Annotated in this window: 20 protein-coding genes and 3 pseudogenes; 7 read left to right on the plus strand and 16 right to left on the minus strand. The window is 58.1% G+C overall.

Going from position 1 to position 25,147, the window contains the following annotated elements; all coding sequences use genetic code 11:
- Window positions 1-117 precede the first annotated feature (117 nt).
- The 3 genes from KIO74_RS31340 to KIO74_RS31350 are packed head-to-tail and all read right to left on the minus strand — an operon-like array spanning window position 118 to window position 1,783.
- Window positions 118-1,053, minus strand: coding sequence for an NAD(P)-dependent oxidoreductase (locus KIO74_RS31340; protein ID WP_213339695.1), 936 nt, complete (start codon window positions 1,051-1,053; stop codon window positions 118-120).
- Between the two features lie 3 nt (window positions 1,054-1,056).
- Window positions 1,057-1,419, minus strand: a complete 363-nt coding sequence (locus KIO74_RS31345) for a carboxymuconolactone decarboxylase family protein (protein WP_213339696.1) — start codon at window positions 1,417-1,419, stop codon at window positions 1,057-1,059.
- 40 nt (window positions 1,420-1,459) lie between these two features.
- On the minus strand, window positions 1,460-1,783 hold the full coding sequence (locus KIO74_RS31350) for a 2Fe-2S iron-sulfur cluster-binding protein (protein WP_213339697.1): 324 nt from the start codon (window positions 1,781-1,783) through the stop codon (window positions 1,460-1,462).
- Between the two features lie 149 nt (window positions 1,784-1,932).
- Here KIO74_RS31350 and KIO74_RS31355 point away from each other — a divergent pair, with 149 nt between their 5' ends.
- Window positions 1,933-3,186 carry a cytochrome P450 gene (locus tag KIO74_RS31355; protein WP_213339698.1) on the plus strand — a complete coding sequence of 418 codons (1,254 nt, stop codon included), beginning with the start codon at window positions 1,933-1,935 and terminating at the stop codon, window positions 3,184-3,186.
- 76 nt (window positions 3,187-3,262) lie between these two features.
- Window positions 3,263-4,780 carry an FAD-dependent oxidoreductase gene (locus KIO74_RS31360; protein ID WP_213339699.1) on the plus strand — a complete coding sequence of 506 codons (1,518 nt, stop codon included), beginning with the start codon at window positions 3,263-3,265 and terminating at the stop codon, window positions 4,778-4,780.
- A 141-nt stretch (window positions 4,781-4,921) separates the two neighbouring features.
- Here the strand turns inward: KIO74_RS31360 and KIO74_RS31365 are convergent, their stop codons facing one another.
- From KIO74_RS31365 to KIO74_RS31390, 6 genes are all read right to left on the minus strand, one after another.
- Window positions 4,922-5,626, minus strand: coding sequence for an IS6 family transposase (locus KIO74_RS31365; RefSeq protein ID WP_213339672.1), 705 nt, complete (start codon window positions 5,624-5,626; stop codon window positions 4,922-4,924).
- Window positions 5,627-5,882: 256 nt separating this feature from the next.
- Window positions 5,883-6,185 carry a hypothetical protein gene (locus KIO74_RS31370; protein WP_213327282.1) on the minus strand — a complete coding sequence of 101 codons (303 nt, stop codon included), beginning with the start codon at window positions 6,183-6,185 and terminating at the stop codon, window positions 5,883-5,885.
- A gap of 342 nt (window positions 6,186-6,527) precedes the next feature.
- Entirely contained in the window at window positions 6,528-7,130 is a 603-nt protein-coding gene (locus tag KIO74_RS31375) for a hypothetical protein (RefSeq protein ID WP_213339700.1), read from the minus strand.
- A 189-nt stretch (window positions 7,131-7,319) separates the two neighbouring features.
- Complete coding sequence (gene istB, locus KIO74_RS31380; RefSeq protein ID WP_213327349.1) at window positions 7,320-8,114, minus strand: IS21-like element helper ATPase IstB; 795 nt, start codon at window positions 8,112-8,114, stop codon at window positions 7,320-7,322.
- Complete coding sequence (gene istA / locus KIO74_RS31385; RefSeq protein ID WP_213339701.1) at window positions 8,104-9,633, minus strand: IS21 family transposase; 1,530 nt, start codon at window positions 9,631-9,633, stop codon at window positions 8,104-8,106. Before istA ends, istB begins: the two co-directional genes overlap by 11 nt.
- Before the next feature lie 1,942 nt (window positions 9,634-11,575).
- A complete protein-coding gene (locus tag KIO74_RS31390) occupies window positions 11,576-12,157 on the minus strand; it encodes a hypothetical protein (RefSeq protein ID WP_213339702.1) in 582 nt (193 codons plus the stop codon).
- A 2,162-nt stretch (window positions 12,158-14,319) separates the two neighbouring features.
- On the opposite strand from KIO74_RS31390, the pseudogene KIO74_RS32090 reads away from it, so the two are divergent.
- A pseudogene (locus KIO74_RS32090) lies at window positions 14,320-15,128 on the plus strand (IS3 family transposase); the annotation flags it as partial.
- A gap of 246 nt (window positions 15,129-15,374) precedes the next feature.
- Here KIO74_RS32090 and KIO74_RS31405 read toward each other — a convergent pair.
- Window positions 15,375-16,638 (minus strand): annotated as a pseudogene (locus KIO74_RS31405) (IS110 family RNA-guided transposase); the annotation flags it as partial.
- 143 nt (window positions 16,639-16,781) lie between these two features.
- Between KIO74_RS31405 and KIO74_RS31410 the strand changes: the two are divergent.
- Window positions 16,782-17,072, plus strand: a pseudogene (locus KIO74_RS31410) (integrase core domain-containing protein); the annotation flags it as partial.
- Window positions 17,073-17,316: 244 nt separating this feature from the next.
- Here the strand turns inward: KIO74_RS31410 and repC are convergent.
- The 3 genes from repC to repA form a co-directional block, all read right to left on the minus strand.
- Window positions 17,317-18,669 (minus strand): plasmid replication protein RepC, encoded by a 1,353-nt coding sequence (gene repC, locus KIO74_RS31415; protein ID WP_213339706.1) that lies wholly within the window; start codon window positions 18,667-18,669, stop codon window positions 17,317-17,319.
- A gap of 151 nt (window positions 18,670-18,820) precedes the next feature.
- Window positions 18,821-19,816, minus strand: a complete 996-nt coding sequence (gene repB, locus KIO74_RS31420) for a plasmid partitioning protein RepB (protein WP_213339707.1) — start codon at window positions 19,814-19,816, stop codon at window positions 18,821-18,823.
- Window positions 19,817-19,894: 78 nt separating this feature from the next.
- Window positions 19,895-21,106 carry a plasmid partitioning protein RepA gene (gene repA / locus KIO74_RS31425; protein ID WP_213339708.1) on the minus strand — a complete coding sequence of 404 codons (1,212 nt, stop codon included), beginning with the start codon at window positions 21,104-21,106 and terminating at the stop codon, window positions 19,895-19,897.
- Between the two features lie 976 nt (window positions 21,107-22,082).
- Here repA and KIO74_RS31430 point away from each other — a divergent pair.
- Window positions 22,083-22,244: a hypothetical protein gene (locus KIO74_RS31430; protein ID WP_213339709.1), complete on the plus strand. Its 162-nt coding sequence runs from the start codon at window positions 22,083-22,085 to the stop codon at window positions 22,242-22,244.
- A gap of 326 nt (window positions 22,245-22,570) precedes the next feature.
- Here the strand turns inward: KIO74_RS31430 and KIO74_RS32590 are convergent, their stop codons facing one another.
- Window positions 22,571-22,699, minus strand: coding sequence for a helix-turn-helix domain-containing transcriptional regulator (locus KIO74_RS32590; RefSeq protein ID WP_349629251.1), 129 nt, complete (start codon window positions 22,697-22,699; stop codon window positions 22,571-22,573).
- 295 nt (window positions 22,700-22,994) lie between these two features.
- Between KIO74_RS32590 and KIO74_RS31435 the strand changes: the two genes are divergently transcribed.
- A complete protein-coding gene (locus KIO74_RS31435) occupies window positions 22,995-23,228 on the plus strand; it encodes an AbrB/MazE/SpoVT family DNA-binding domain-containing protein (protein WP_213327335.1) in 234 nt (77 codons plus the stop codon).
- Entirely contained in the window at window positions 23,225-23,629 is a 405-nt protein-coding gene (locus KIO74_RS31440) for a type II toxin-antitoxin system VapC family toxin (RefSeq protein WP_213339710.1), read from the plus strand. The genes KIO74_RS31435 and KIO74_RS31440 overlap by 4 nt, the downstream gene beginning before the upstream one ends.
- 287 nt (window positions 23,630-23,916) lie before the next feature.
- Here the strand turns inward: KIO74_RS31440 and KIO74_RS31445 are convergent, their stop codons facing one another.
- Together KIO74_RS31445 and KIO74_RS31450 are read right to left on the minus strand one after the other, a co-directional pair.
- Entirely contained in the window at window positions 23,917-24,852 is a 936-nt protein-coding gene (locus KIO74_RS31445) for a recombinase family protein (protein ID WP_213339713.1), read from the minus strand.
- Between the two features lie 54 nt (window positions 24,853-24,906).
- Window positions 24,907-25,147, minus strand: a 241-nt coding sequence (locus tag KIO74_RS31450) for a hypothetical protein (RefSeq protein WP_213339711.1), incomplete at its 5' end; no start/stop codon positions are given.

The following is a 25,147-nucleotide window of genomic DNA, read 5'->3' on the forward strand; positions in this document are numbered from 1 at the left end:
TCACATCAACCCATTCTCAAACGGTCTCTGATGCCGGGGAACAGCAGTTGGGCGACTGTGCCGTCCACATAAACAGAAACCAGCGGTCCGGACTGCACAGCGACAATACCCGGCTCGTCAGGAGTCCTGCGTCTTTGACGGAATCCTCTCCGCCCCATCGATGACGCTGACGCCGGTTTCGTCCTCGATCACGGTCATCAACATACTAAGGTCCTGGTCTGACAGGCCACGTTCGCTGGCGACTCGCCAGCGCGAGACCACACCGGCGAGGGCCAGCATCGAGTCGAACGGGAATCCCAGGGCGAGCGCCTCGGAGCGCACCAGCGCGATATCCTTCTCGAACAAGGCAATCTTGCCGCCGTACTCGAAGGAACGAGAGGTCACCGCAGCGATGCGGCGCGCGGAGAAACCTGTATTTGCGCCACTGCTGCGTCCGATCACATCCACCATCGCCGGAGGGGTCAGCCCCATCCTTACGCCCAGCGCCAGCGCTTCAAAGGAGTTGGCAATATTCGAGGCCGCGAGCAGATTGTTGATTAGCTTCATCCGCTGGCCGTCGCCGACATTGGGGCCAACATGAACGACAACTGCTCCAATCGCCTCCAGCAACGGGCGGACTGCCTGCAGATTCGCTTCCGGCCCTCCAACCATGACGGTGAGCTGTCCATTTTCCGCGCTGTGGGGCCCGCCGGAAACCGGTGCATCAATGCTGCGGATTCCGACCTTGGCAAGCAGGTCGGCCTGTTCCGCCGCCGCAGACGGGCCAACCGTCGACAGCTCAACCACGTATTTAGCGACCCTTCCGCCTATAATGCCGTCCTGCCCCATGCGTGCCACCAGGCTGCCCTCCGTCGTCGGCAGGCAAGTAAGCACCACTTCCGCGTGGTGTGCCAGGTCTCGCGCGCATACATGCCCGATAGCCCCCCGCGACACGAACTTCGCGATGGACGAAGCATCGATGTCGAAGACATGGAGAGCGATGCCCCGGTCGAGCAACCGCCGCCCGACCGCTCCGCCCATGCTGCCAAGTCCAATCAAACCAACCTGCCTCACGCGTCATTCCTTTGCATCTGGTTCGGGACGCCTGCGCTCGGCAAGCACCTGCTCGACGACATGGTTGGCCTCCGAGGCATTGGGGAAGCCGCAATAGACGGCGAGATGGATGATCGCTTCCCTTATCTCAGTCTCCGTCAGTCCGTTGTTGAATGCGCCATGCAGATGCAGCCGTAGCGGCCGCCACATGCCCCGTGCCGTCAGCGCGCCGAGACAAAGCAGGCTGCGGGAACGCCAGTCCAACCCTTCGCGCATCCAGACTTCTTCGAAGACGAACTGCTCCGCGACCTCCTGCAGTTCCGCTCCGAACGACCTGACATGTTCGGAGCGCTCCCGGTAGTTGTTCTCTCCGATAAGGCGCCGCATAATGTCGGCTCCCTTCGATGGCCTTATGTCCATTAGTCACCTAATACTGGTTGTTAGGAAGATGGATGTCGATCTCTGACATTCCCGCCTCGATGATAAGCTGGCAGCTCAGCCGACTTGTCGGGCGGCGTTCGGCGGTGGCCATGTCGAGCATCACCTCTTCGACGTCGGATCGTTCCCCGAACAGCTCCGCCGCCGCGGGATCTAGATAGACATGACAGGTGGCGCACATCATCGCGCCTCCGCACTCTGCGACGATCGTCTCTACACCGCACGCGACCGCAACTTCCATGGCACTCTGGCCAGGCTCGGCGCTACACTCTGTTACGTGGCCGTCTGAACTTATGAATCTGATCTTTGGCATTGAACGTTTGTATCTTCGCTGTGACTAGTAGATACTATCGTCCGGCGGCAGCGGCGCCATCACCTCTCCTAAGATAGGTGCGATGCAAACGAAGAATTTCTAACCCTGTAACGAAGGCATACCCGCTGAGCGACGGGAAGAGGTTGTAGATGAAAATGGGGACCGATATGGAGAGTTACTGGGACACGGAAGATCGCAATCCTCATCCGTTCTATGATGCGCTGCGCGCCCGCGGCGATGTGGTCTGGGATAACCATATCAAGGCTTGGCTCGTCACGGGTGCTGCCGCAAACCGCGCCGTGTTGATGGATGACTCGACATATATTCAACCGTATCTGTCGATGAAGGCCGGCGAAGGCTATCGCGCTCTTCGACTCAACAACCCGCGGTCGTTCCATTTCCTTACGGGCGAGGAACATCGGGCGATGCATCGATGGTGGCTCATGGATTTGCTGTCGCCGCAATGGGTCGCCGAGTACATGGACACGGTGGTGACCCCGATCATCGGTCGCATCCTTTCCTCCCTAGAGGGCCGCGAGGAATTCGATATCGCCGACGAGTATGCGGAGAGAATCCCGGTCGCGATCTTCGCCGACCTCATGGATCTGCCCGACCGCACCACCGAAACCCTCGCGCGCATCAAGAAGCTCAACGATCGGATCGCCGACTTCGCCACCATCGCCAATTCGCTTAAACTGGAGGGAGAACCAACGGACGAGTTGCTCGCGGTTCAGCGGAGTGCCATTGCGGCGTCGGAAGAACTGAATGAAATGCTGCGTCCAGTTGTTGAGGAGAGGAAAGAGCGGAGAGGCGAGGATTTTGTCTCGCGTTTGTGGGCCGGCGGTCCAGCCCTCTATGAAGACTGGAATTCGACCGACGTGCTCGATGCGTCCCGTCGATTGCTCTTCGCCGGGTCGGACACAACTACCCTTTCCATTGCAAATGCCTTCTATATGCTACTTACGGACGAATCGCTGCTGCAGCAGGTGAGGGCAGGTGGCCGACCCGCGATCGCCAAGTTTGTTGAAGAGGTTCTGCGGCTCAACGGAAGCGTGCAGTTCCGGCCCCGCCGCGCCATGAAAGATGTTGAGCTTGCTGGCCAGAAGATCGCCAAGGGCGATATGGTGATTGCCGTGCTGCAGGCCGCAAATCGCGATCCAGCCCACTTCGCCTGCCCCCACGTGGTGAATTTGGATCGCAAGGCCATCCGCGCCCACTTTGCTTTCAACGTGGGGCCGCGCAGTTGCCCGGGGTCCAACCTAGCGCGGGCGGAGCTGGTAGAGAGTATCGCACAGATGCTTAACCGCTATACGACGATCCGACTCGTCAACCCTGGAGAGCCGGTGTTAAGGGGCTTCATGTTTCGCTCCTATCGGCCACTTCACGTCGCCGTCAGTGGATAGGAAGGTTTCACTGTAAACGCCGCGGTTTCCCCTGTCGCGAGCAACAAACTGTCTTCCGAGAAACGGATCAGCGATTATGCGCGCAAGCCCCCCGGCCGATGCGGACCACGAGGCGGATATCGTGGTTTTGGGATACGGCGTTTCCGGTATGGCCGCAGCGATAACCGCTGCCAAGCGCGGTGCATCTGTGATCGTCGTGGAAAAGCAGCCGCAGGACGATCACAAGGCCACGCTTCGCATGGCCGGGGGCATCTGGATGCATTTGACGGACAAGGACGCCGGCGCTCGATATCTCGAACGGTGTTATGCCGGGTTCGTCCCGCCCGATCTTACTCATGTGATGGCGGAGCGGATTGCGACGCTCCGAGACTGGTTGGCTTCTGTCGATCCCGATCTTCCGTGGGTCAAGATCAATACCGCCGAACACCCGCACTTCGACGGTGCTGAGAGCGTAGAGGTGTATCAGGTGGGCTGGCACCAACATCGTCTCGACCCGAATGGAGGTACGGGGAAGCTCATCTATGCAGCCTTCCACAAGGTCGTTTGTGGGTTGGGAGTCCGGCTCTTGTGGAGCCACAAGGCGTCGGCCCTGCTGCGCGATGTCAATGGCCGGGTGATCGGCGCCCGCGCCGAGAACTCCGAAGGCACCGTGCAAATTCGCGCTCGATATGGTGTTGTTCTCGGCACCGGCGGCTTCGAACACGACGAGGCGGCGAAGCAAACTTATCTGCCCGCCTATCCGGCCTATTTTACCGCCAGCCCAGCACACACTGGAGATGGCTTGCGAATGGCAGCGGAAGTGGGTGCGGACATGTGGCACATGAACCAGATGGTCGGTCGTGCCATGATGGGATTTCCGCTAGAACCGGACGGACGCTGGCAGGGATTCTTCGTCAACATGCTGCCGCCGGGACACCCACCGTCTCAGCCTGCGCCCGGCTATGTCATCGTCGACAGGTTCGGCGAGCGGTTTGCAGACGAATACAAGCAGGCGAAGCTGCTACATTCCTTCTTCTACGAACTGCTAAAGTTCGACTCCGGTCGCGGCCTGTACCCGCGCATTCCATGCTTCTGGATATTCGACGAGAAGCGGCGCCGTGCGGGGCCGCTTACCTTTCGGCATGTGGGGCCGGTTTCGGTGGGCGTCTACGACTGGAGCTTCGACAACACTGCCGAAATCGCGAGGGGCTGGATCTCGGCCGGAAAGACCGTCAAGGAGGCGGCCGCAGCCGCGGGCGTTGAAGATCCCGGCGCGGCTGCTAGGGCAGTGGATCGTTACAACGAATCCTGCAGCTACGATCGGGCAGACGGATATGGCCGCCCACCGGAGACGCTTACCCCGATCGCCGAGCCGCCCTTCTACTGTGTGAAGCTGTGGCCCGCAGGTCCGTTCACCACCGGAGGGCCACGGCGCGACGCGGGTTGCAGAATTCTGAGTGTGTCCGGCGAAGCAATTGCGGGACTCTATGGAGCCGGCGAACTCGGACAGATCAGCGGCTTGGTTTACCCCGCTGACGGCTATGCGATCACAGAGGCACTCTGCACAGGACAGATCGCGGTGGAAACAGCCCTCGCGGATAGGGTGCCTGATTGATGATCAGAGCTCATAGAAACTCCAGCGGCGATGCGCCGCTACTCAGGAGCGGCGGCCTCCGCGACAAGACAGCCTCGAGCGGCGATGTCACCTTAACTTACGTTCTGGCGCGCCGAATGGGTTGAGCATCGCGGATTGATTTCAGGCCATGGTTCCCGTCACAGCTTTCCACGCCGCGATCGCCTGAAGGCGGTGCAGGTAAACCTCGACTGCGGATCGTTGGGAACGGGGTGGGACGAAGAGATTTCGGACAGCGGAGAAGATCGAGACGAAGCGTTGCAGGCTTCCGGGTGATCGAAACCCCTGCATCATTCGCTCCCGCTTTCGTAATGGTACGTGCGAATTCTCGGCGCGGTTGTTAAGGCCCTTGTGTGATCGATGATCGACATTTGGCATGATCTGGCGATGCGCCGCACCATAGGAGCGCAGCTTGTCGGTAATCATCCGCTTCGGCGCGATGCCCTGCTTCTTCAAAAGTCGAGCCAGCAATCGCTTGGCCGCCTTGGTATTGCGGCGGGCCTGGACGATCTCGTCAAGCACATAGCCATCCTGATCAACAGCGCGCCACAACCAGTGTTTCCTGCCGGCAATGGTGATGACCACCTCGTCGAGATGCCACACGTCATTCCGGCTGGGCTTCTTGCGATGAAGGCGACGTGCATAGTCTGGGCCGAACTTCTTTACCCAGCGGCGGATCGTTTCATAGGAGACGACAATGCCACGCTCCAGCAGCATTTCTTCGACAAGACGCAGGCTCAGCGGAAATCGGAAGTAGAGCCACACTGCGTGTGCGATGACCTGGGGAGGGAAACGATGGCGCTTGTAGCTGATGGATGAGGTGTTCATCCAGGTGCGTATATCACAATGCTACTCACAAGCCGTTACCGTGACATCGCCACGACAATCATTGTCGCCATTTGGCGTTCTGCCCGAAACGAGCAGAACGCGCACCTTACGTTGCGCGGTGCCGCATCGACCAAGGGTCAAATTGGCTGCCGCTCATCTAAGCGTCACTGAGCTTCGTAACGTACGCAATGTCTACACACGTTTGTCAAATTGATCGCTCTTCTCACTCGTCCCTGCTCGTTAGAAGCGCGAGCCGTTATGCGACTTTCTTAGCGCTCATTTTTGAGAGCTGTTCCATCGTGTAGACGGGGATGGTCACGTGGAGCTCAATGTCGTGCTGCTGGACGAAGAAGTAGATTTGACCTGCAGCGATCGCGTTGGTCATCTCTCTGGCAATCGCCACGAGATCCTCGGAGAGCCATGGTTCATCATCAGGGGTATGCGACAGCTCACGGAGAGCATGTTTCGCGCCTTCAGCATCGAGCGCTACCCGGCTCGTCACGCTCTCGACAGCCCCTCTGGCGACGACTACTCGCGTGACGGAATACACCTTACTCATCAGAACCTTCCTCTCGTACCATACGCATCATGTTAGTCAGACGGTGGTACTGGCCGGTCCGTCTGAGATAATGGACCCAGGGGATTGTCTCCCAACTGACGTGTATGCCGGCATCCGACAGCCTTCGTGCATCGGACCCGAGACGCTAGCTCCTCGGTCCTTGTGCGTTCGAACCCTTGGTCCTGTTCGAGCGCGGTATGTGAATGGGCAAAAAAACGAGCATTTGACGTGTTGGCGATTGCTCGCCTTGCCAGCTCACTTAAAAACCGGAGGGAAGGAAATTGGCCCTGACATCGCCTCTTCATAGGCGAACAAAAAACAGAGAAAGAGAACAACAGGAATTTACCTAGCACTAGGAACTCTCATGAGGGCTTGTAACCATTTGTCTCCTTCAACTGAAGCGTGTGGTTGGGCGGCGATGAACTCAGCCAATGCGTCGCGGTGCCTGCGGAACGAAGGGGTAAACGTGACGAAAGTTGGACCTCCCCACGCAAGATCGCTTGGTCGAACTACTGGCATGAAGCAATTCAACTGGGCCAGTCGGCTAAACGGCACCTTATCAACGTCGATCCAAAACTCCGGCGGATCCTTCTTGAGAAGAAACAGTAAAAGACCTCTCTCATAGTTGGAGAGAGAACCTGAGATGGTTTTCACATAATGCAGTTCCATCTCTAGCCTGAGTTGATGTTCGGCATGTGTTTTCCGTTGGCTTGCGATACGTCGTATAAGCACGACACCATTTCCCAGGGCGCATACGATGATGATTGCTGCGCCTACGAGAACGCAGAGGCCAGAGAATCCCCGGAGAGAAGCAAGAGCATCGGCGTAGGGCCATTCATAGAGCTCCGCCGAATAGAGCAGTGTACCGAGCACCACTAGCAGCAAGCCATGGGGAAGTGAACGCTCCCTAAGCGAATTCACAAAACCTGCAATCCATTCTGGCATTGTGCGCCTCGCTTAATCAGTGCGACCTTATCATCTACGGCGCGGCTTGACGATACGTCGTAGCCGTTACGCTGTATATGTTGCCTGGGCACATATAGTGCGACCTCGGCACCGCTTACTGTTGATTTCCGCCGAGAAGTGACCCTGGATTTCCACTGAGAAGTGACCCGGGCTGATGGTGGTCTGGGGTCAAGTGGTGGTCAAGTTTCGCGGCTTCTCCCTGGTTGGCTTTGGTGGCTTTGCCGAGCTGCTCTTGAAGCGGAAGCTGTCATTGCCGGTCTCGAGGATATGGCAGTGATGGGTGAGCCGGTCGAGCAAGGCTGTGGTCATCTTGGCGTCGCCGAAGACGGTAGCCCATTCGGAGAAGCTGAGATTGGTGGTGATGACCACGCTGGTGCGCTCATAGAGCTTGCTCAGCAAGTGGAACAGCAAGGCGCCGCCGGAGGCGCTGAACGGCAGGTAGCCGAGCTCATCGAGGATGACGAGATCGGCATGGACGAGCCGGCCGGCGATCTGACCGGCTTTGCCCTGAGCCTTTTCCTGTTCGAGGGCGTTGACGAGCTCGACGGTGGAGAAGAAGCGGACCCGCCTGTGATGATGCTCGACGGCGTGGACGCCAAGAGCCGTGGCGATGTGGGTCTTGCCGGTGCCCGGCCCTCCGATCAGGACGACGTTGTGCGCGTCGTCGAGGAACTCGCAGCGATGGAGCTGGCGCACGAGCGCCTCGTTGACCTCGCTGCTGGTGAAGTCGAAGCCGGCGAGGTCGCGATAGGCCGGGAAGCGCGCGGCCTTGAGCTGGTAGGCGGTCGATCGCACCTCCCGCTCGGCGGTCTCGGCCTTCAGGAGTTGCGAGAGGATCGGCATGGCAGCCTCGAAGGCGGGAGACCCCTGTTCGGTGAGTTCGGCGACGGCTTGCGCCATGCCGTGCATCTTGAGGCTTCTCAGCATGATGACGATGGCTCCGCTGGCCGGATCATGACGCATGGCGTGCCTCCCTGGCTCGACGCAGGGCGTCATAGCGTTCCACATTGGCCTGAGGCTCGGTGGTCAGCGTGAGAGAGGCAGGAGCCAGGATGGGTGGCGTGCTCAGCGGCGTGCCGTCGATCAGCCGGTGCAGCAGGTTGAGGATGTGGGTCTTGGTCGGCACGCCGGCCTTGAGAGCGAGTTCGACAGCCTCGAGCACGACCTGCTCGTCATGCTGGAGGACCAGGGACAAGATCTCCACCATCTCGCGGTCACCGCCTGGCCGCTTGAGCAGATGCTGCTGCAGGGACCGGAAGGCCGGCGGCATCTCGGCGAAGGGGGCGCCGTTGCGCAGGGCGCCGGGCTTGCGCTGGACCACGGCTAGATAATGGCGCCAGTCATAGACGGTCCGGCTCTGGCGATCATGGGAGCGCGCGAACACCCTTTGATGCTCGCAGATCACCTGTCCCTCGGCGACGACGACGATCCGGTCGGGATAGACCCGCAGGCTCACCGGGCGGTTGGCGAAGGAGGCCGGCACGCTGTAGCGATTGCGCTCGAGGTGGACGAGGCAGGTCGGGGAAACGCGCTTGGCGTGTTCGACGAAGCCGTCGAACGGCCGCGGCATCGGCATCAGGTGGCGGATCTCCTCAGCCCACACATCGGCGATCGAGCCGGGTTGCGCGCCGTGCTCGATCTGTGTCCATAGCTCCCGGCACCGGGTCTCCAGCCACTCGTTCAAGGCCTGCAGCGAGGGGACGTTCGGCATGGGTTGCCACAGCCGATGGCGGGCATCCTGTACGTTCTTCTCGATCTGCCCCTTCTCCCAACCGGAGGCCGGATTGCAGAACTCCGCCTCGAACAGGAAGTGGCTGACCATGGCCGAGAAGCGGATGTTGACCTGGCGCTCCTTGCCCCGGCCGACCTTGTCGACGGCGGTTCGCATGTTGTCGTAGATGCCCCGCCGCGGCACACCGCCCAGCACCCGGAAGGCGTGGTTGTGAGCATCGAAAAGCATCTCGTGGGTCTGCAGCAGGTAGGCTCGGAGCGTGAAGGCGCGGCTGTAGGACAGCTTCACATGAGCTACCTGCAGCTTGGTACGCTCGCCGGCGATGATCGCCCAGTCCTCCGACCAGTCGAACTGGAACGCCTCGCCCGGCACAAAGGCCAGCGGCACGAAGGTGCCGCGGCCGCTGGTCTGCTGCTCGCGCAGCCGGGCTTCCTTCCAGTCCCGGGCGAAGGCCGCCACCCGGTTGTACGACCCCTCATAGCCCAGCGTCACGAGATCGGCGTGCAGTTGCTTGACCGTGCGCTTGTGCTTACGCGACTTGCCACTCTCGACCCGCAGCATCGCCGCGAGCTTGTCGGCATAGGGATCGAGCTTGCTCGGTCGGTCGGGAACCTGAAACTGGGGCTCGACACGGTCCGCCCGCAGGTACTTGCGCACGGTGTTCCGTGAGAGGCCGGTGCGGCGGGATATCTCCCGGATCGAGCTACGATCCCGATGATGCCAGCGTCGGATGACGCTCAATAACTCCATGTCGATCACTCCGCTGTCCCCCGCGATGCCGCGTGAGACGTGGTGAAAACATGGGTCACTTCTCGATGGAAAAATCCGATGCTGCCGGGTCAGATCTCAGTGGAAATCAACAGAGTAGGATCTGTTCGAGAATGGGCATGGATGGACAGTGCATGAGGCTACTGAGAGCGACACGGGCCAAATGCCCAGCTTCACGCATTTCGTGGGTCGGTTCTTTGGTACCTGTGTCGAGCTAGTGAACAAACGTCTTCCCTGGTGACCACGCTTAGACCTTTTCCGCGAGAGAGTCGGCTTCTTCGTCGCCTTCGTCCTTCTCGTCAGAATTATCCCTCCGTCGGTCACAAGCGTTCGAGATCCCCTGGACGAATGTCATCCAGCAGACCAGGCAGCTGTTCGGAGATCATGCATCGTTTTCGCTTCGCAGTCGTGGAGGTACCTATAATGAGTTGAATGCATCCCACCAGCGCTCAAAGACGTGCTTTGGTTCGAGGCCATCGAGGTCCAGAAGAACATACAGTATTTTGCGGATAAATGTGCATACCGCCATGGACGTCGTCTTGAGGTCACCTGAATTCTCGACGCCGCTCTTCTAGGCAAACCGAGTGAATCAATGGCTTTCGTCCGTTCATACTCTCAATTGGTCGACGGTGGAACGTTGTTTAAACAAGATCGCTCCATGAACATCGCGAACACGCATCCCGTCAAGCCTCTGTAATAGCTCTGTCCCGAGCGGGTAGATCCGGACGAGAATGCAGCATGAATCTATGTGCTCCCGTTAGAACGTATGTTAGTCAAAGAGCTCTCCGTCTCGAACAGCCTCTTGTGAGAAAACGTAGAGGCGGATATGCATCGATCGCCCCTCTTTTGAGCCGAGAGAGTTCTTTGCATATCTGTTTCCGACGCGCTATTTAACGCCAGTGCGAGTTGTTTTATGTGGATACAAAAGTTTTCATGTCCTTATCGAGAAGGGAGTTTTCTTTGCCAATAGAAACTTATGATGGATGATTCACCGGTATTTAAATATGTTTTCAGGCAATATTGTAGAATGCGATTCCTAACGCTGTCGACATCACAGATATCGATCTTAAGGTTTCCTTTCAGAAAGATTCTAGCGACGTCACGATGCAAGTATTTTTTTACAATCATATTCTCGAAGGCTGCTACTCTACTATTTTCGACAGCAAGAATGCCATGCAAGTGCACGCCATTTACCGGGGAAGAAGTCGAGAATATGGGATCGTCGCCAGCAATAAACGCAACGACATGATTGTGAGGTTTATGGGAGGGATTGCGATAAAGCCGCCGGTTAAGTTCCATGTAGAACTTATAGAATTTCCGCAACAGAGCGCTGTATACCACTAAGGCCATCGGCGAGACCGTACGTCTGTCATTCTCGGTCAGATGTGAAGATAGGCTATGACATTGACTAATCGTAATAAAGTAGTATGTGTATATACGGCCATTAGTTTTTTCTTGTAACCATGATAGCCAGCTGCGTGTCAGTTTGACTGCGTATACGGGATCTTTTGCCCTCAATTTTGTAAGCGTTCGTAGTTTCATTATAGATAATATTTCCCAAGTTATTTTGATTTTGTATGGATATGATGATTTGTTTAGTTAATTTAGACATGTCTAAGCTTACCTCCAAGAGCAGTCCTGGTGGTATTGGTAATCCTACGTCGGCGTATGTGCCGGAATTTGCGCCGCCTTTCGGCGCCGGGTGTCAAGCTTTCGCCTACTCCCGGGACGCACAGTCTACATTCGACGTGGAGTGACTGATCAACGCAGTCATCTCTTCTATTTATATAATCTCATGCTTGAGAGTCGAGCCGCGAGTTCCCTCAAGTGGCTGCGGATAACGAGTCTCTTTGGAGCTCGTTGTCCCAGAAGCAGCTCGTAGCCGAGTCATAATGATCGGCTACGCGTTGGGCAATGGTTCGGCCTATGACTTGCCTGCATCGTGAATAATGCTGTAATCGAGCCCCAATTTTCCACGTCGCCAGCTGTTGACACTGTAGGTAGCAGCTTCAATCTGCACTTTCGCAATGTCATCGCGGTTCAACGGTTCCTGCGTGAACTTGCCGCCTTTTGACAAAGTCTGCCATGCGTTGATCCCATCTGACCTGAGCCAGGTAGTGAAGCTCGACTTCCCCGCTCGACCATTGCGGATGACGCTGCGCATGACTGGTGGGACGTGCTCCTGTTTGCCGTCAACATAGCCCAGAATTGTTGGGTAGTTTCGAGGCGATAATCGCTTCGGTGGGGTAAACTGCTGGAGCCAAGCGTCTTGCAGTTGGAGCATCGTGAGCATCGCATTCTCCACCGCAGCGAGGTGCTCATCTGCATTCAGGCTGGACCAGTCAGTCGGAGCAAGCGCGTTCTTTCCGAACGTGTGCACAAGAGACGAATAGTATTGATCCGGGGAATTTTTGGCCTCTTCTTGGAACTTAGACGACCAATAAATGACCGCCTTCATATGATCATATTCTGCCGGCCGTTCTGAAAAATGACTATATATATACATTTAATGCCTCTTTATTTTTAATATCCCGTTGTTCGGGCGCTGATATTATCAAATGCAATATGATGACGAAGCAGTGCACAAACGCCTTGGCCTAAACGACCGCTGCGCATTAGAAACAGGTCTACATCAAATGCTTTGATGGATTTGAAGGAACCCCAGTGTTGTGGCGTGTCCCTACTGTCCATTTCCTGGACGGCGACGCGTTGTAGCAGCGCCCCCCTGGAATGTCAACAGGGTCTTAAAGAAAAAGTAAGTAGTGACGTCTTGATGTCTGTAAACGTCTCAGCTTATGTGGAAGGTTTGTTGCGAACATAACAATAGTTTCCTGTACGTGAAAAATTGTTCAAGCAAACCGAGAGGTCCGAATTTGCAGAGCCGTGACACCATATGTTGCACGCACCAATTGTACGTAGAGGGCTGCTGCCGGTAATGCGTGTGGGCCGCAGGCGGTGAGGCATATTGGGACGAACAACGGTTTTGAAATAGGCCCACTAGCGACGATGTGGGTTGAGACGCGGACACGCAGTCGTCTGAATCAATCGCCAGCGAGGTTTTTGTTGCAGAATGAAGGCCTAGGGTCCGCCAACGCGTCGACGTCTAGGTAGTGGCAGGGAAGGGGATATGGTGGGTGCTACAATGACAACGAATGACCCGCCGTGGGACCGCGGGATTCGTACGGAGGGTGGTGAAGTTATTTATTCGGCCAGAATGCCGAAGCCGCCTTGGCGGACCCGTGCTGCTCGGCAATGCTGTTCATCTTCACAATGATTCCGTCGCCGTTTCGGGCCCGCTCTGGGTCAGTGCGCATAATAAGGACGTGGGGCGGGACTCTCTCCTCTACGTTGCGCTGGCGGCGGATTTCGATCTGCCGACCACATCTGAACGATGTCGTCTACGCTGGGCCGTTCCAAACGATAGTGCCCCTTTTTGCCAGTTACTCTGCTAGATGCGTTCGGGTTCGTCGCACCGGAGGCGGCAGAGTGTCAGCCGTTTAGTCGCGCGTGGGGGCCGCCGCCGATTTCGTTGTAAGTGGCGTTGCAAGGAGCCTCCATTTTAAGCCGATGTTGAAGACGGGGTCATAGTCAAGCTACTGATCGTTGGATCTTTTCGGGTTATCCGAGCTCCTGCGCATGTCCCTATCCCATCCATTCCGGACTGCCGGCGAAGTGTTGATCCTCGCCGTTCAGGGGCTTATCGACCACGGGTCGCTTATGTGTTTTTCACCGACAGGCGCATGGTTAAAAAGCGTAAGAAAGATGGGTAAGCCTCGGTCAGCTCCACAGACTCTTCAAGGACACGTTCACGAGCGAGCGACGGGTGGGGGACGACAGTCCTATTCCGAAGGCATTGCTACGCCAGACGTTAAAGAGGCGCTCGTCGCGGCGTCATTGCGATTTGTGGCGTAGCCTTGTGTGTGGGCCAACAATCGCCACGGCTAAGCGAAAACCCGCCAAGCGGGGGAACGCCCTGGCGGGTTGGGGAGATGAATCAGAGTTTCTATCCGTCGGCTCGGAGATCGACGCTTTCTTCTAATCTATGGCAGCGGGAACGTCGGCGTCAAGCATCGACCCCTTAGTCGAAATCCTCGTTTGCCACGCTGGTTAACGGTCGCTAAAACCGTCAGAATTGACTTAGGCGGTGCCGTGTTCGATGGGGGTCAGGCACGGGTAGCGACATCGATCGGGCAGGTTTGGGGACCGGGTATGGGGGACTATCCAGATGTGCGCGCTGATGGCGCGAACATAGAAATCGAGCTTGAACGGGGATTTAAGCTTGTCGCGTATGTCGGCGATCCCAAGGTTGCGGCCTTGCTCGAGGAACTCTGGAGCTTGAGGAATAGCTCACCAGTCCGCATAGCACGCTTGAAAAAGCATTTTCGTCAGACTGCGCCCACTCTCAAGAAATAACCTCTTCGACGCGCAACGGCCCTTCGATCAGAACCTCAACTTTGCCCCGTGGCGCCTCATGCCAGTAGGCATGAGCACAATAGGGCACGTACTCGATAAAACCTTTAGACTGGTGCATTCCGATCATGTCGTAGTGTCCAAGATGTATTTTCGCGCTCGGATCTACGAGACGCACACGACACAGCTCGCCAACTGACCTGAGACCCTGATCTTCCTCCAGATTTGAGTAGAGTCCGTCACTCACGGAGACGGACGATGCGCCCCTCACGATTCACGGAAGAGCAGATCATCGGGATGCTGAAGGAGCAGGAGGCTGGAGCTGCGACGGCGGATGTCTGCCGCAAGCACGGCATCTCCTCGGCGACCTTCTACAAGTTCAAGGCGAAGTATGGCGGGATGGACGTGTCGGATGCGCGTCGGCTGAAGACCCTCGAGGATGAGAACGCCCGCCTCAAGAAGCTGCTCGCCGAGCAGATGCTCGACAACGCGATCCTGAAGGATGTTGCCGCAAAAAAATGGTGACGTCCGATGCGAAGCGGAAGGCGGTGGCTCATGCCTGCACGGTGCATGCAGTGAGCCAGCGTCGGGCGTGCCTGGCCTTGACGATCGACCGCTCGACGGTGCGCTACATGAGCACCCGGCCGGACGATGCGCTGTTGCGCGAGGCGATGAAGGCCGTGGCGGCGGAGCGCCGGCGGTTCGGCTACCGCAGGATCCACATCATGCTGGGCCGCCAGGGCATCGTGATGAACCAGAAGAAGCTGCGGCGGCTCTATCGCGAGGAGAAGCTGCAGGTGCGCCGGCGCGGCGGCCGCAAAAGGGCACTGGGCACGCGCAGGCCCATGCTCGTGCCTGATCGGGCCAATGCGCGCTGGAGCCTCGATTTTCTCTCCGACACGATCTCGGACGGTCGCCGCTTCAGGGTGCTCGCCATCGTCGACGACTACACGCGCGAGTGCCTGGCACTCGTCGCCGACACCTCGCTCTCGGGCCTGCGCGTGGCTCGCGAACTGGATGGTGTCATTCGCCTGCGCGGTCGGCCGGGGACGATCGTGTCCGACAACGTCCTATGTCGGGAAGCAGCTTTGGGCCTTGGCCAGCAGGTCTCATCGCGTCGGCGATGCGCCGACGTCGGTAATAAGCTGATCCAGATGGTTTCCACCGTCAACGGGATCGCTCCCAGCCATAGCAAACACAGGATCCAGCGGCACTGACGCGGCCGTGGTCCTCACCGTCCTCAAGACGAGATACGCACCCAGGTGGAAGGCCCGAACATTATCTACAGGGTCGCCTTCGGCGCCCTCACGGCACTTGCAGAGAGGGGTCCTTCCACCTGGCATCCGACCGCTCCAGGAACGGCCGGTATTCTGTCCCCGTCTTGACGACGGCATGCGCCACCCGCGCCATCTTGGCGGTAAGTGCGGTCATCGCCTTGCGACGGCGATCGGCATCGTCCGCGTGGCCGGCAACATAGCGGCCGAGCTTGTCGCGGAAGCTGTTATCGCGCTGGCGCGCGGCGACCTGCGCTGCCATCCAGAACGTTCGGCGCAGGCGGGCATTGCCGTACTTCGACAGCTTGGTCCGGCCGCGGAAGGTGCCGGATTGGCAGGTCGCGAGGTCGAGGCCGCAGAACTTCAGGAACTGCCGGTGATGGCCGAACCTGCGCAGGTCTCCAGCCTCGGCCAGGATCGTCAGAGCGTTGATCGGTCCGATTCCCGGGATCTGCCGCAGCAGCCGGTAATCATGATGATCGGCCAGCGTGGCCTGTGCGATCTCCTCGATCCGGTTGCGCTCCCGGATCAGGCCTCGCGCTTGGGCGACGATCATGCGGAACATCGTGATCGCCGCACTCTCCTCCAACACCGGCAACGCGATCGATGAGCAGGCCGTCTCGTAGATATCGTTGATCAGCCGAGCCTTGGAGACCTTGCGGCCGACCAGAGGCCAAGCCTCGGCCACGAACGCTTCCCGCTCCAATGTGGTGATGCTGCCGGGCGTCGGGAAACGCTCGATCAGCGCCAGGAACCAATCCGAGCGGCTGTTGCCGGCGAAGCGGGCTATCTCCGGAAAATACAGCGGCAGATAATGCGTCAGGATGCGGTGCCAGGTCTGCGTCTTGGCCTTCGAGATCGTCTCGTGCGTCTTCGACAGCTCCTGCAGGTCGTTGATGCCGGCGGCCAGCGGATCGACATAGGCCTGCGTGGCGCCGATCCGCAACATGTGCAGGATCACCTGGGCATCCTTGGGATCGTTCTTGTCCCAGCCGTTGTGCAGAGCCTCTCGAGTCCGGGCGAGCGCGACCGAGGAGATTAGCCGCAGCTCGAAGCCTGCCGTCAGCAGTCGGTGGGCGAGCGTGCGATGGTAGTTGCCGGTCGCCTCGAAGCCGACGAGGATCGGTCGTCCGATCGCAGAAAGCTCAACAGCCAGGCGCTCGTAGTCCTGCTTGGTCGCCATCAAGGTCATCCGCCGGCGTCGACCACCCTCAGGTCGTTCGATCAGGACCTCCTGACGATGCTTGGACATGTCGATCGCTACCAGCACGGCGCCGGTGGGAGTAGAAAAGCGCTTGGTCATGGTCGGCCTCTCTCCAAAGTGTTGTCTCGACAACCTCACTTTAGAGACCTGCTGGCCGGTCATGACCGCCGTGACGGCGCGCTGCGCTACGCAAGGCTTCGCGCGCCGTCAGCCAACGGTCGAGCCTCTTCCCAATGTGCTACGGCACCGAGTTCACCTCGATGGCGATCCTGCGCTGGTGCCAGGAGACCGGCGTCGAGTGGCACTACATCGCCCCCGGCAAGCCGACGCAGAATGCCTTCGTCGAGAGCTTCAACGGACGCTTCCGGGACGAGTGTCTCAACGACACGCTGTTCTCGACGCTCGTCGAGGCCCGCAGCGCCATCACCTCATGGAAGGAGGACTACAACCGCCACAGACCCCACTCGGCCCTCGGCAACATCACGCCCGCCGAGTTCGCCCTAAAATCCACGCTGGAAAAACAGGCTGCATGAGGCCAGAAACGAAACCCAGGACTCTCACTCGGATTGGAGGAGAAAAGGGTCTCAGGTCACCGCGCTTCGGACTCGATCTTTGTTGAACTCGCTGAATGAGGTGAAGGGTACGACGCAGCGGCGAAAGACAACGTCTGCTGAAAGGAGGCCTCTGCGGGGCCAAACGGGTACCTCGCGTCGTTGAGCTGGGAGAGAGCCTCCCCTGTGCTGCCTCCTCAGGAACCCCATCCGTGATATCACTGCCTCACCTCCTGCTCCAAGCTCGCCGAGTTGCCCCGCTCTTGAGCTTTTGCTGCAACGCGGCGCTCACAGTGATGGAGGGGCGAGAATGACCGCCCGCGATCCCCGGGAGTTCTGTTGTCGGGATTGGATGCTGGAGATACTCCCCTCCCCTGTCCTTTCTCAACTTCGCCGTGAACAGGGCGAGGACCATGGGAGTGGTCGAGAACTCTCCGGTGACCGCGCGCTGGGTGAGATTACGAAGATAGCCACCTGGATTGGAGATCTCCCCCGACCGCTCATAAATCGCGGCGAGCACTGTCGCAGCACCCTGGGCGCCGAGCGTTGCACAAGTTTCCTCCCAGAGTTTGGGACTGATCCCCAGCATCGGACGAACAACACCTGCCAATCCCAGAAGATCTCGCCAGTTCTGAATGGCACGGCCCTGGGCCAGATCGATGATAGCTGGGCAGGCTTTGATGACCGTGGAAAGGCTCGGTCCTTGCCGATCCTGAGCGACTGGGGGCGTGGTCTCGCCGGAAGGGGCGTTTTGTTCATCCCTTGAGTCATCTTTTTGAAATTCAGAATGAGATTCTGGGTTTGACTCTTTTAAGTGCCCGCCAGAATGGGACTCATTGGCGGCCGGAATCCGGGATTGTGTGAAGTTTTCCAAGGATGTGCGAATATCGTCCCAGAGATGGCGCAGATCAGCGCAGATCGCCTCGATGACCTCTCCGCAGGGCTGGCGCGGAAGCTGGCTGATGATCGCGTGGTAGCGGTGCTGTGCGATCTCCCAGGGGCCTGGTGCGCCTTCCGCGCGGGCAGCGGTGATGGTCTTGACGATATCCCGGCGCAGGAGCGTCAGCTGTTCCCGGGCGACTTGTCTCGCGCGTTTGTCAGCCTGCACGGCTTCCGCCATGTCTTTGAAGGCATCGGCGCGTGTGACGATGGGTGAGAGGTCAAAACCGTAGACCTGCTCGATGTCCCCTCCCCTGCCCTTGCGGGCGAAGCGTTTGCCGTTGGGACTGTCGCGGCGGATGATGAGGCCGCATTCCACCAGGTTGGCGAGGTGTCGCCGCAGGGTTGTGGCGGGCATGCCATTGGCGCGGGCTGCGAGCTGATCGTTGGAAGGCCAGACAACAAGACCTCCCCGCGCTGACAGGGTGGTTTCCGGATGGAACGAGAGCAAGGCGTTCAGGATGGTGAGGGCCCTGTCGGTGGCCCCCAGGCGATCGCGCGCTTCGCGGATATGTTGAAACACCTGCCATTTATGGACAGCGGTGTCTTTCGGGGCGCTGCGTCCGATGGATTGCTGTGCCAGCTGGGCAAGCGACATCGTCCGCCGCCCAAAGGGCGTCGTTGCAATATGCGTCTGCATTCTCTTTCACCTATCGCTAGGCAAAAGAAATCTGCTCGCCGAAATGGCGCCGAACCGCTTGACAGGCTTTTGCGAAAGTGTGATTCTTTGGGTGCTTAGATCAAAGAAAAGGCTTCCGCGCGGCGACGTTCGGGGGCTTTTTTCTTTTGCGCTACTCTCCTTGCTGTCGAACTTTCCACTCCTTGAAATCGCGATAAAGCGATTCAAGGTTTGATGAAATGAAATGGCCGAACTCGCTCGCGTGAGCCGACTTCAGTGATAACGTGAATGTTTTTCCTGTGCTCTGGTAGCTGGCAGAAACGGCCCGATCGTCAGGAGACCACACGCCTACTCCTCCCTCTCGGGCCTTCTTCCGCTTCCGTCTCCCCTGCCCCGCCTGCTTCAGTTCTCCAAGAAGATGATTGAAGCGGTTTGCTCCCTCCAGCGAACGGAACGCTTCTGCGTTGACCACATCGCACGCGTATTCCGCGACTTTAGGATTGGCGACGAGTTTCTTGAGCTCTTCCCATCTGTCCCTGCCAACGGACTTCGCGGCACCGATTGCCTCAATCACCTGAGCCGGTACGGTTTCCACTACCGACAGCATTCTCGACAGTAATGTGTCATCGATGCTGAGCGCAGACCTAATCGTTTCCTTACTTTGCCCCATACTCAAGAGCTTTGTGGCGAAGAGAGCCTTCTCAATGAAGGAAAGATTTGCGCGTCGAGAGTTTTCCTGCCCCTGGGCAACGATATGGGCAATGGCTTCGAGGTTTTTCACAACTGCGAGAACTGAAATGCCAAGCTCTCTCGCCGCGCGGGCGCGGCGATGCCCGAACACGATCATGAATCGGCCGTCGGCGTCCGGATGAGGGCGAACCAAAATAGGCTGCAATTGCCCTTCCGATTTAATTCCCTGCTTCAGGCTCGCAAACTCTTCCTCGTCGTCTTCGACGCGATCTACGACGAACGATTCGTCCAATAGAGCCGGATCGAGGCTGACGACGGTTTCGCCTGCTATCATCTTCTTGGCGTTCTCAGCCATTTCCTCGATCGATAGCATCATCGATCGCGACGCGCCGCGATTTGCGTAGTCAGATCGGACCTCTCTGTCCGCCGTAGTTGTCAGATGTGCGGACACGTTGGCCAGTAGGTTTTTACGTGCCATTGCGCCCTCCCCGAGCCGGAGACAAGTCATTGGCAAATTGGACGGTTTTGCCGATCTGCACGGCTGTCAAGATAAGCCTCATTTACGCCCCCACGCGCCATGAACGAGAGCCGTGATTTCCCCATTAACCGCGTTCAAAGCCTCAAGGGCGCGATCATAAGTGGTCCGAATGAATTGCGCGCGCTCGACCTCGTAGAGCGACTGGTTTGTAATTCCCGCGTCCGAAATCGCGGTCGATTTTACCATCGGGTTCTTCAGCATATGTGCAGGGAAGAGAGCTTGCATAAATCCGACCATCTGCGTTTGCGGGCCGTCTGTCGGTTCGTAGCGTGTGACTAAATAGCGAAACCATTTGAGGCGCACATGCGCGCCGGCTTTGCTTATCGATTGCAGGATCCCCCCGAGCATCAGCAAGAACTGACTCATCGACATGACGTCGAGCATCTGTGGGTGAATGGTGATCAGAACAGCGGTTGAAGCCGTGAGGGCGGTTAGAGTGAGATAGCCAAGTTGCGGCGGACAATCGACGATGACTACGTCATAGCGATCGTCCACCTCCCGTAACGCGTCTGAAATACGCGTGAAGAAAAGGCGGCCATCCGATGAGGCTTTGTTAGCTGCGGCAAGCGGTGTGTCGTACTCGTATTCCTGAAGCTCAAGGTTCGCAGGCACGATGTCGAGGCCGGGAAAATTGGTTGCGCGGATAACTTCCGAGATCGACTTTCTTGCCTTGTCATAACGAAGGGCTTCATAGAGAGATGGATTTTTGTCCAGCTCTGGCTGGAAACCGTGCAGCGCTGATAAAGAGGCTTGAGGGTCGAGATCGATTGCCAGCACTCGATGGCCCGTCAAAGCCAGATGCTGCGCTAGATGAGCCGCAGTGGTGGTTTTTCCGCTACCCCCTTTGAAGTTCACAACTGAGATTACCTGTAAGGATTCTCCGGGCCTCCTGTGCGGGACATATTTCTTGTAGTCTGCGCGCCCATGCCGGTCGAGATAATGTCTCAATTCAAGCATCTGCTTGGCTGTGTAAGTCCGACGTCCAGATGCGGACGTGGTCGGTATCGGTCCCTTCCCTTCGAGGTGAAGCTTTTTCACATTCGACTGAGTGACACCCAAAAAGAATGCAACTTCGGCCAACGAGAACTGTCTCAGGGTTTTGGTCGCATCGGGTGGGTAATGCTCGACGCGGAGCATGTTCAGCTTGTCCGAAATCAGTTCTCCTTGCATGAGAATTGATTCGTGAAAGCTGAACGTTTCAAATTCCTCAGCGGGTGTCGCCATGTTCATCGATGCCGGTTCTCAGAATAACGCTTTTCTGAAGGAAAACTCTCAACAAGCGGGAATTATGCCCGATTCGCTCATCGCGGCAATCGATTTTGTCTTAATGAGAAGTTAACTCACGTCCGTTGGTTTTAGCGATATTCAAATGAGACCAAGATTGTTGGTTAAGTGTATGCTTTGCAATATTTTTTCTATCCTCTGCACGGCTGTCAAAGCAGTTCTGAAGCTGGAATTTTCCAGATATCGGTGGCGTAAACAGAAGTGTTCGCCCAGTAAAGGCTGCGAGGCAGGTGTTTGGCCTCAAGGACTTTCGAAGTGCGATCGAAAATGGGGTCAACGTTTCAATGGGAGCGGAAGCCTGCACCAGACCGCAGTAACTGGTGCGCAGCTTGGCTTCTCGAACCCGATGGTTCATCCTCGTGCGAAGCGCACGCTTAGCCGGTATACGGTGATTGGTCCTGGCAGAGTAAGCGCACGCCACGTCCAATGCCTTCCTGAGGCGGGCAGCCCTCCACGTATATCGTGCCGTGACCGGCCAGCCGACCGGCTTATAGTGCTGCTGGCGTTCCATGTATTGTCCGCTTCAGCATGCCTGTCGTAGGGCTTATGGCGTCTAATGGTCGGGCAGGGTGCGTGCCGATATTAAAACTAACGATGCCGACAAAGCTTCCGCGGGGAGGCCGCAGCCTGAAGGCCCCTCAGTCGATTGTATCGTTTCGCCATCAGCCTGACACCGGCGCAATCTTGAGTATCGAGACAGGGGAGGGGATCGCATTCACCCGGCAACCTTGGCCGCTCGAAGCAAGATGGATGGTTTGTCGATGACCAATACCAATGCGATTTGTGTATTCAGCTCTCTGACGCGCCTAGCGAAGCCCAGTCGTGTCCTCGTTCTGAAACAGACGGCAGTTTTAAGTGATCGGAACGTGTAGACCGCAATGTGGCGTGCTTCATATGCAGGCCGCGCCGAGGATGCTCATCGATGATGAACGTGCTGGCCTCGAAGCCCAGCTTTGAAGGCATCTGGACAAGGATCGCAGGATTGTGTCCTGGTATCGATATCGCCCTCATTCAATGCGGCGTTGCCGAATGGAGGCTCACCGAGTCAACGACACTGAAGACCTTAGCGGTGTCCGTGTTATGAGGAGAGTTGGGGGCCTTTATTTGGTAGCAGTCAGATCTGCGGGAGCTGAAGGGGGGCGAATGGGAGGAGCGGATCGTGTCCCGGACGGGCACTGGATCCCGCTACGAATTTTGGAACCGTAGGCGGCGCCCGGAGGCCAAATGACACATGAGCTCGTGTGTTCTGACGGCCGGCCGGCCATAGCCTTAAGCTACCGAGACGCATTCAAAGGTCTATCAGCCATTAGACCGACCAATGCCTTGCTCATTGCCGTATTGCTCCGGCTTAAAGTACAGTGACGCAGACTTTTGTGTCTCGCCCTTATGGGGCTGTATGAGCCTTCACCGCTATGTCAAAGCGCGCATCACGGCTAGGATTGTTCTGAGCGTCGGATTTTCCCGTTCACTGAAGGAGCGGTAAAGCTGCTCTCGAGACAATCCCGTCTTACGGCGATTTCGGACATCACTTTGGCTCACGCGACAACACCAAGTGCTTTGGCGATATAGACCGCATCACCATTTTTCAAAGGCATCCGCCATAGTGCGGGGATTTCGTCGTCACCCACGGTGCGTCTTTGGTCCTGGCAATGAGTACGTTCAGCAGCTCGGGGCCGAGCGGATCAGGTCGCCGAGATGGACGTTCCCGCCGCACTGTCGAGCAGGGCTTTTAGACCTCACGGCCGAATGTGGGAACGATCGGTCGATAATGTCGCTTGAATCCAGAGCGTCGGAGTAATACCTTCAACGAAAGTGGTATTACAGGGTTGAGGTTATGACGAGCACGGTGACGTCCAAGGGGCAGGTCACAATCCCGAAAGCGGTCAGGGATCTGCTTGGAATTGCTCCAGGAAGCAAGGTGGCTTTCCGCAGGGCGGCCGATGGCAGCGTGGTGCTGACGAAAGCGGACACGGACAGGCCTCCCAGCCGGTTCCAGCGGCTCAGAGGGCACGCGGGCAAGGGACTTGATACGGATGCGATCATGGCGCTCACGCGTGGCGAAGCGTGACGCTCGTTGATACCAACATCCTGCTCGATCTCGTCACGAACGATCAAGACTGGGCAGATTGGTCGATCGAGCAGCTTGAAACTGCCGCTCTCGCGGGCCCATTGATGATCAACGATGTTGTGTATGCGGAGCTATCCGTTCGCTACGATCGGATAGAAGGCCTCGATGCCTTCATTGAGGACGCGGGCTTAGAACTGATGCCCATCCCTCGGTCAGCCTTGTTCTTGGCAGGCAAGGTGTTCACACACTATCGCAAGGCAGGCGGATCGCGCACCGGGGTGTTGCCGGACTTCTTCATTGGAGCCCATGCCGCGGTTCAAGGTCTACCTTTGCTGACGCGAGACTTGAAGCGCTATCGGACATACTTTCCAACGGTGGAGCTAATTTCGCCAGTGTCGTGAGATGGGGCAGGGGGCAGCGGCTGAACGCGTGATTGTCCTGAAATCCGCATCCGTGGGACGCAGAGAGGTCCCTGACATCTTGGCCCATGCACGGCCCAAATTGCATTTGGAAGTAGCCTTTATGGACTCCGAGGGACGAAGCCCGGTCTGCGCCCAAAATGCATTGCATCGCCTTCTGCGTCGGTTTTCGCACCCTAGCATCAACCAGAAGAGAGCAACTGCGACATGAGATCCGCCGGCCTCCGAGAGACGGCGTCTCTGAGGCTCGCCATCGGCCGTTCCTCCGCTCAATCTTGAACTTCCCGCGGCTGCGGCACGACCAAACCGAGCCGGCGGGCCCGGTCGAGCAGGGCTTTCACGGAGGAGGCGGCCCATTGCCTGCCGCCGCGTGGCGCCCGCTCCCGCATACGCTCGAGCTGGGTGGCGATATCGCGCAGGCTCAGATCCGGATCGGCGATGGCGATGCCGGCGACGAGGGTCATCAGGCGGTCCTCGGGGGGACGTCGGGGCGCGCGCTGAATTAACTGCGGCTCCGCCATCTTCTCGCTCACCAGTCGGTGCACGGCGCGCCGCAACTTCTCGACGGTCCAATTCTGGCCGCGATGGTTCAACACCCGCACGACATCGTCCCAGTTGTGCTGGGGCCGCATGCGCTGCACGATCGGCATCCAGGTCGCGGCCGAGGCAATCAAATCGCCGACATAGACTTTTTGCCGCGCCGCCGAGGCCGCGCGGATCGCTTCGGGCCGGCGCTCTCGCAAGCCGGGATTGCCGGGCAGCTTGCCGCGGGCCATTGCCGCCTTCATGCCCGCCTTGGTGCGCTCGGCGATCAACGCGCGCTCGAGCTGCGCCACCGCGCCCAGCACCTGCAGCGAGAACATGCCCTGTGGCGTGGAGGTATCGATCGGATCATGCAGCGAGCGGAAATGCGCCTTGCGCTCCTCGAGATGCTCGATCACCACCAGCAGATGGCTGACCGAGCGGGCGAGACGATCCAGGCGGACCACGACCAGGACGTCGCCGGCACTGATCTCTCGCAGCAGTTTGGTCAATACGGGCCGTACCCGCGACGCGCCGGATCCGTGCTCCGTGTGGATGATCTGGCAACCGGCCGCGCGCAACTCATCGACCTGGGCATCGGTTGCCTGTTCCTCAGTTGAAACTCGCGCATAGCCAATCAGGCGTCGGACGGGTGTGCGAAGGGGAGGGGAGGGCGAGGCCATCGAGATGTCAGTTGTCAAAGTTAGCTTCAATGCGGAGCATGGAAAATCAACATCTTAGCGAAGGTCATGGTCACAGCAATCGGCCCCTGATTCCCCATAGTTGTCTTCACTATGTAGCATAAACTGCCCATACTCTCGTTCAATATCGCCGATTCGGTTTTCGGCGGGGAGGGATGTCGAGACGTGGATGAGCAGGCTGATCAGATTGCCGAACGCGGCACGCTCGGGCTGTCTGAAGAAGCGAGGCAGGAGGCGCAGCGCCGACTTCCGGTAATAGCGCCCCTTGCTGCTCAGG

It is taken from the genome of Chelatococcus sp. HY11, from assembly GCF_018398335.1.
Classification (GTDB): Bacteria; Pseudomonadota; Alphaproteobacteria; order Rhizobiales; family Beijerinckiaceae; genus Chelatococcus.

Excerpts from the sequence above, each read along its gene's own strand:
- KIO74_RS31345 (WP_213339696.1), bottom strand. The coding sequence starts at position 1,419 with ATGCGGCGCCTTATCGGAGAGAACAACTACCGGGAGCGCTCCGAACAT.
- KIO74_RS31350 (WP_213339697.1), bottom strand. The coding sequence starts at position 1,783 with ATGCCAAAGATCAGATTCATAAGTTCAGACGGCCACGTAACAGAGTGT.
- KIO74_RS31355 (WP_213339698.1), top strand. The coding sequence starts at position 1,933 with ATGAAAATGGGGACCGATATGGAGAGTTACTGGGACACGGAAGATCGC.
- KIO74_RS31360 (WP_213339699.1), top strand. The coding sequence starts at position 3,263 with ATGCGCGCAAGCCCCCCGGCCGATGCGGACCACGAGGCGGATATCGTG.
- KIO74_RS31365 (WP_213339672.1), bottom strand. The coding sequence starts at position 5,626 with ATGAACACCTCATCCATCAGCTACAAGCGCCATCGTTTCCCTCCCCAG.
- KIO74_RS31370 (WP_213327282.1), bottom strand. The coding sequence starts at position 6,185 with ATGAGTAAGGTGTATTCCGTCACGCGAGTAGTCGTCGCCAGAGGGGCT.
- KIO74_RS31375 (WP_213339700.1), bottom strand. The coding sequence starts at position 7,130 with ATGCCAGAATGGATTGCAGGTTTTGTGAATTCGCTTAGGGAGCGTTCA.
- istB (WP_213327349.1), bottom strand. The coding sequence starts at position 8,114 with ATGCGTCATGATCCGGCCAGCGGAGCCATCGTCATCATGCTGAGAAGC.
- istA (WP_213339701.1), bottom strand. The coding sequence starts at position 9,633 with ATGGAGTTATTGAGCGTCATCCGACGCTGGCATCATCGGGATCGTAGC.
- KIO74_RS31390 (WP_213339702.1), bottom strand. The coding sequence starts at position 12,157 with ATGTATATATATAGTCATTTTTCAGAACGGCCGGCAGAATATGATCAT.
- repC (WP_213339706.1), bottom strand. The coding sequence starts at position 18,669 with ATGCAGACGCATATTGCAACGACGCCCTTTGGGCGGCGGACGATGTCG.
- repB (WP_213339707.1), bottom strand. The coding sequence starts at position 19,816 with ATGGCACGTAAAAACCTACTGGCCAACGTGTCCGCACATCTGACAACT.
- repA (WP_213339708.1), bottom strand. The coding sequence starts at position 21,106 with ATGAACATGGCGACACCCGCTGAGGAATTTGAAACGTTCAGCTTTCAC.
- KIO74_RS31430 (WP_213339709.1), top strand. The coding sequence starts at position 22,083 with ATGATGAACGTGCTGGCCTCGAAGCCCAGCTTTGAAGGCATCTGGACA.
- KIO74_RS31435 (WP_213327335.1), top strand. The coding sequence starts at position 22,995 with ATGACGAGCACGGTGACGTCCAAGGGGCAGGTCACAATCCCGAAAGCG.
- KIO74_RS31445 (WP_213339713.1), bottom strand. The coding sequence starts at position 24,852 with ATGGCCTCGCCCTCCCCTCCCCTTCGCACACCCGTCCGACGCCTGATT.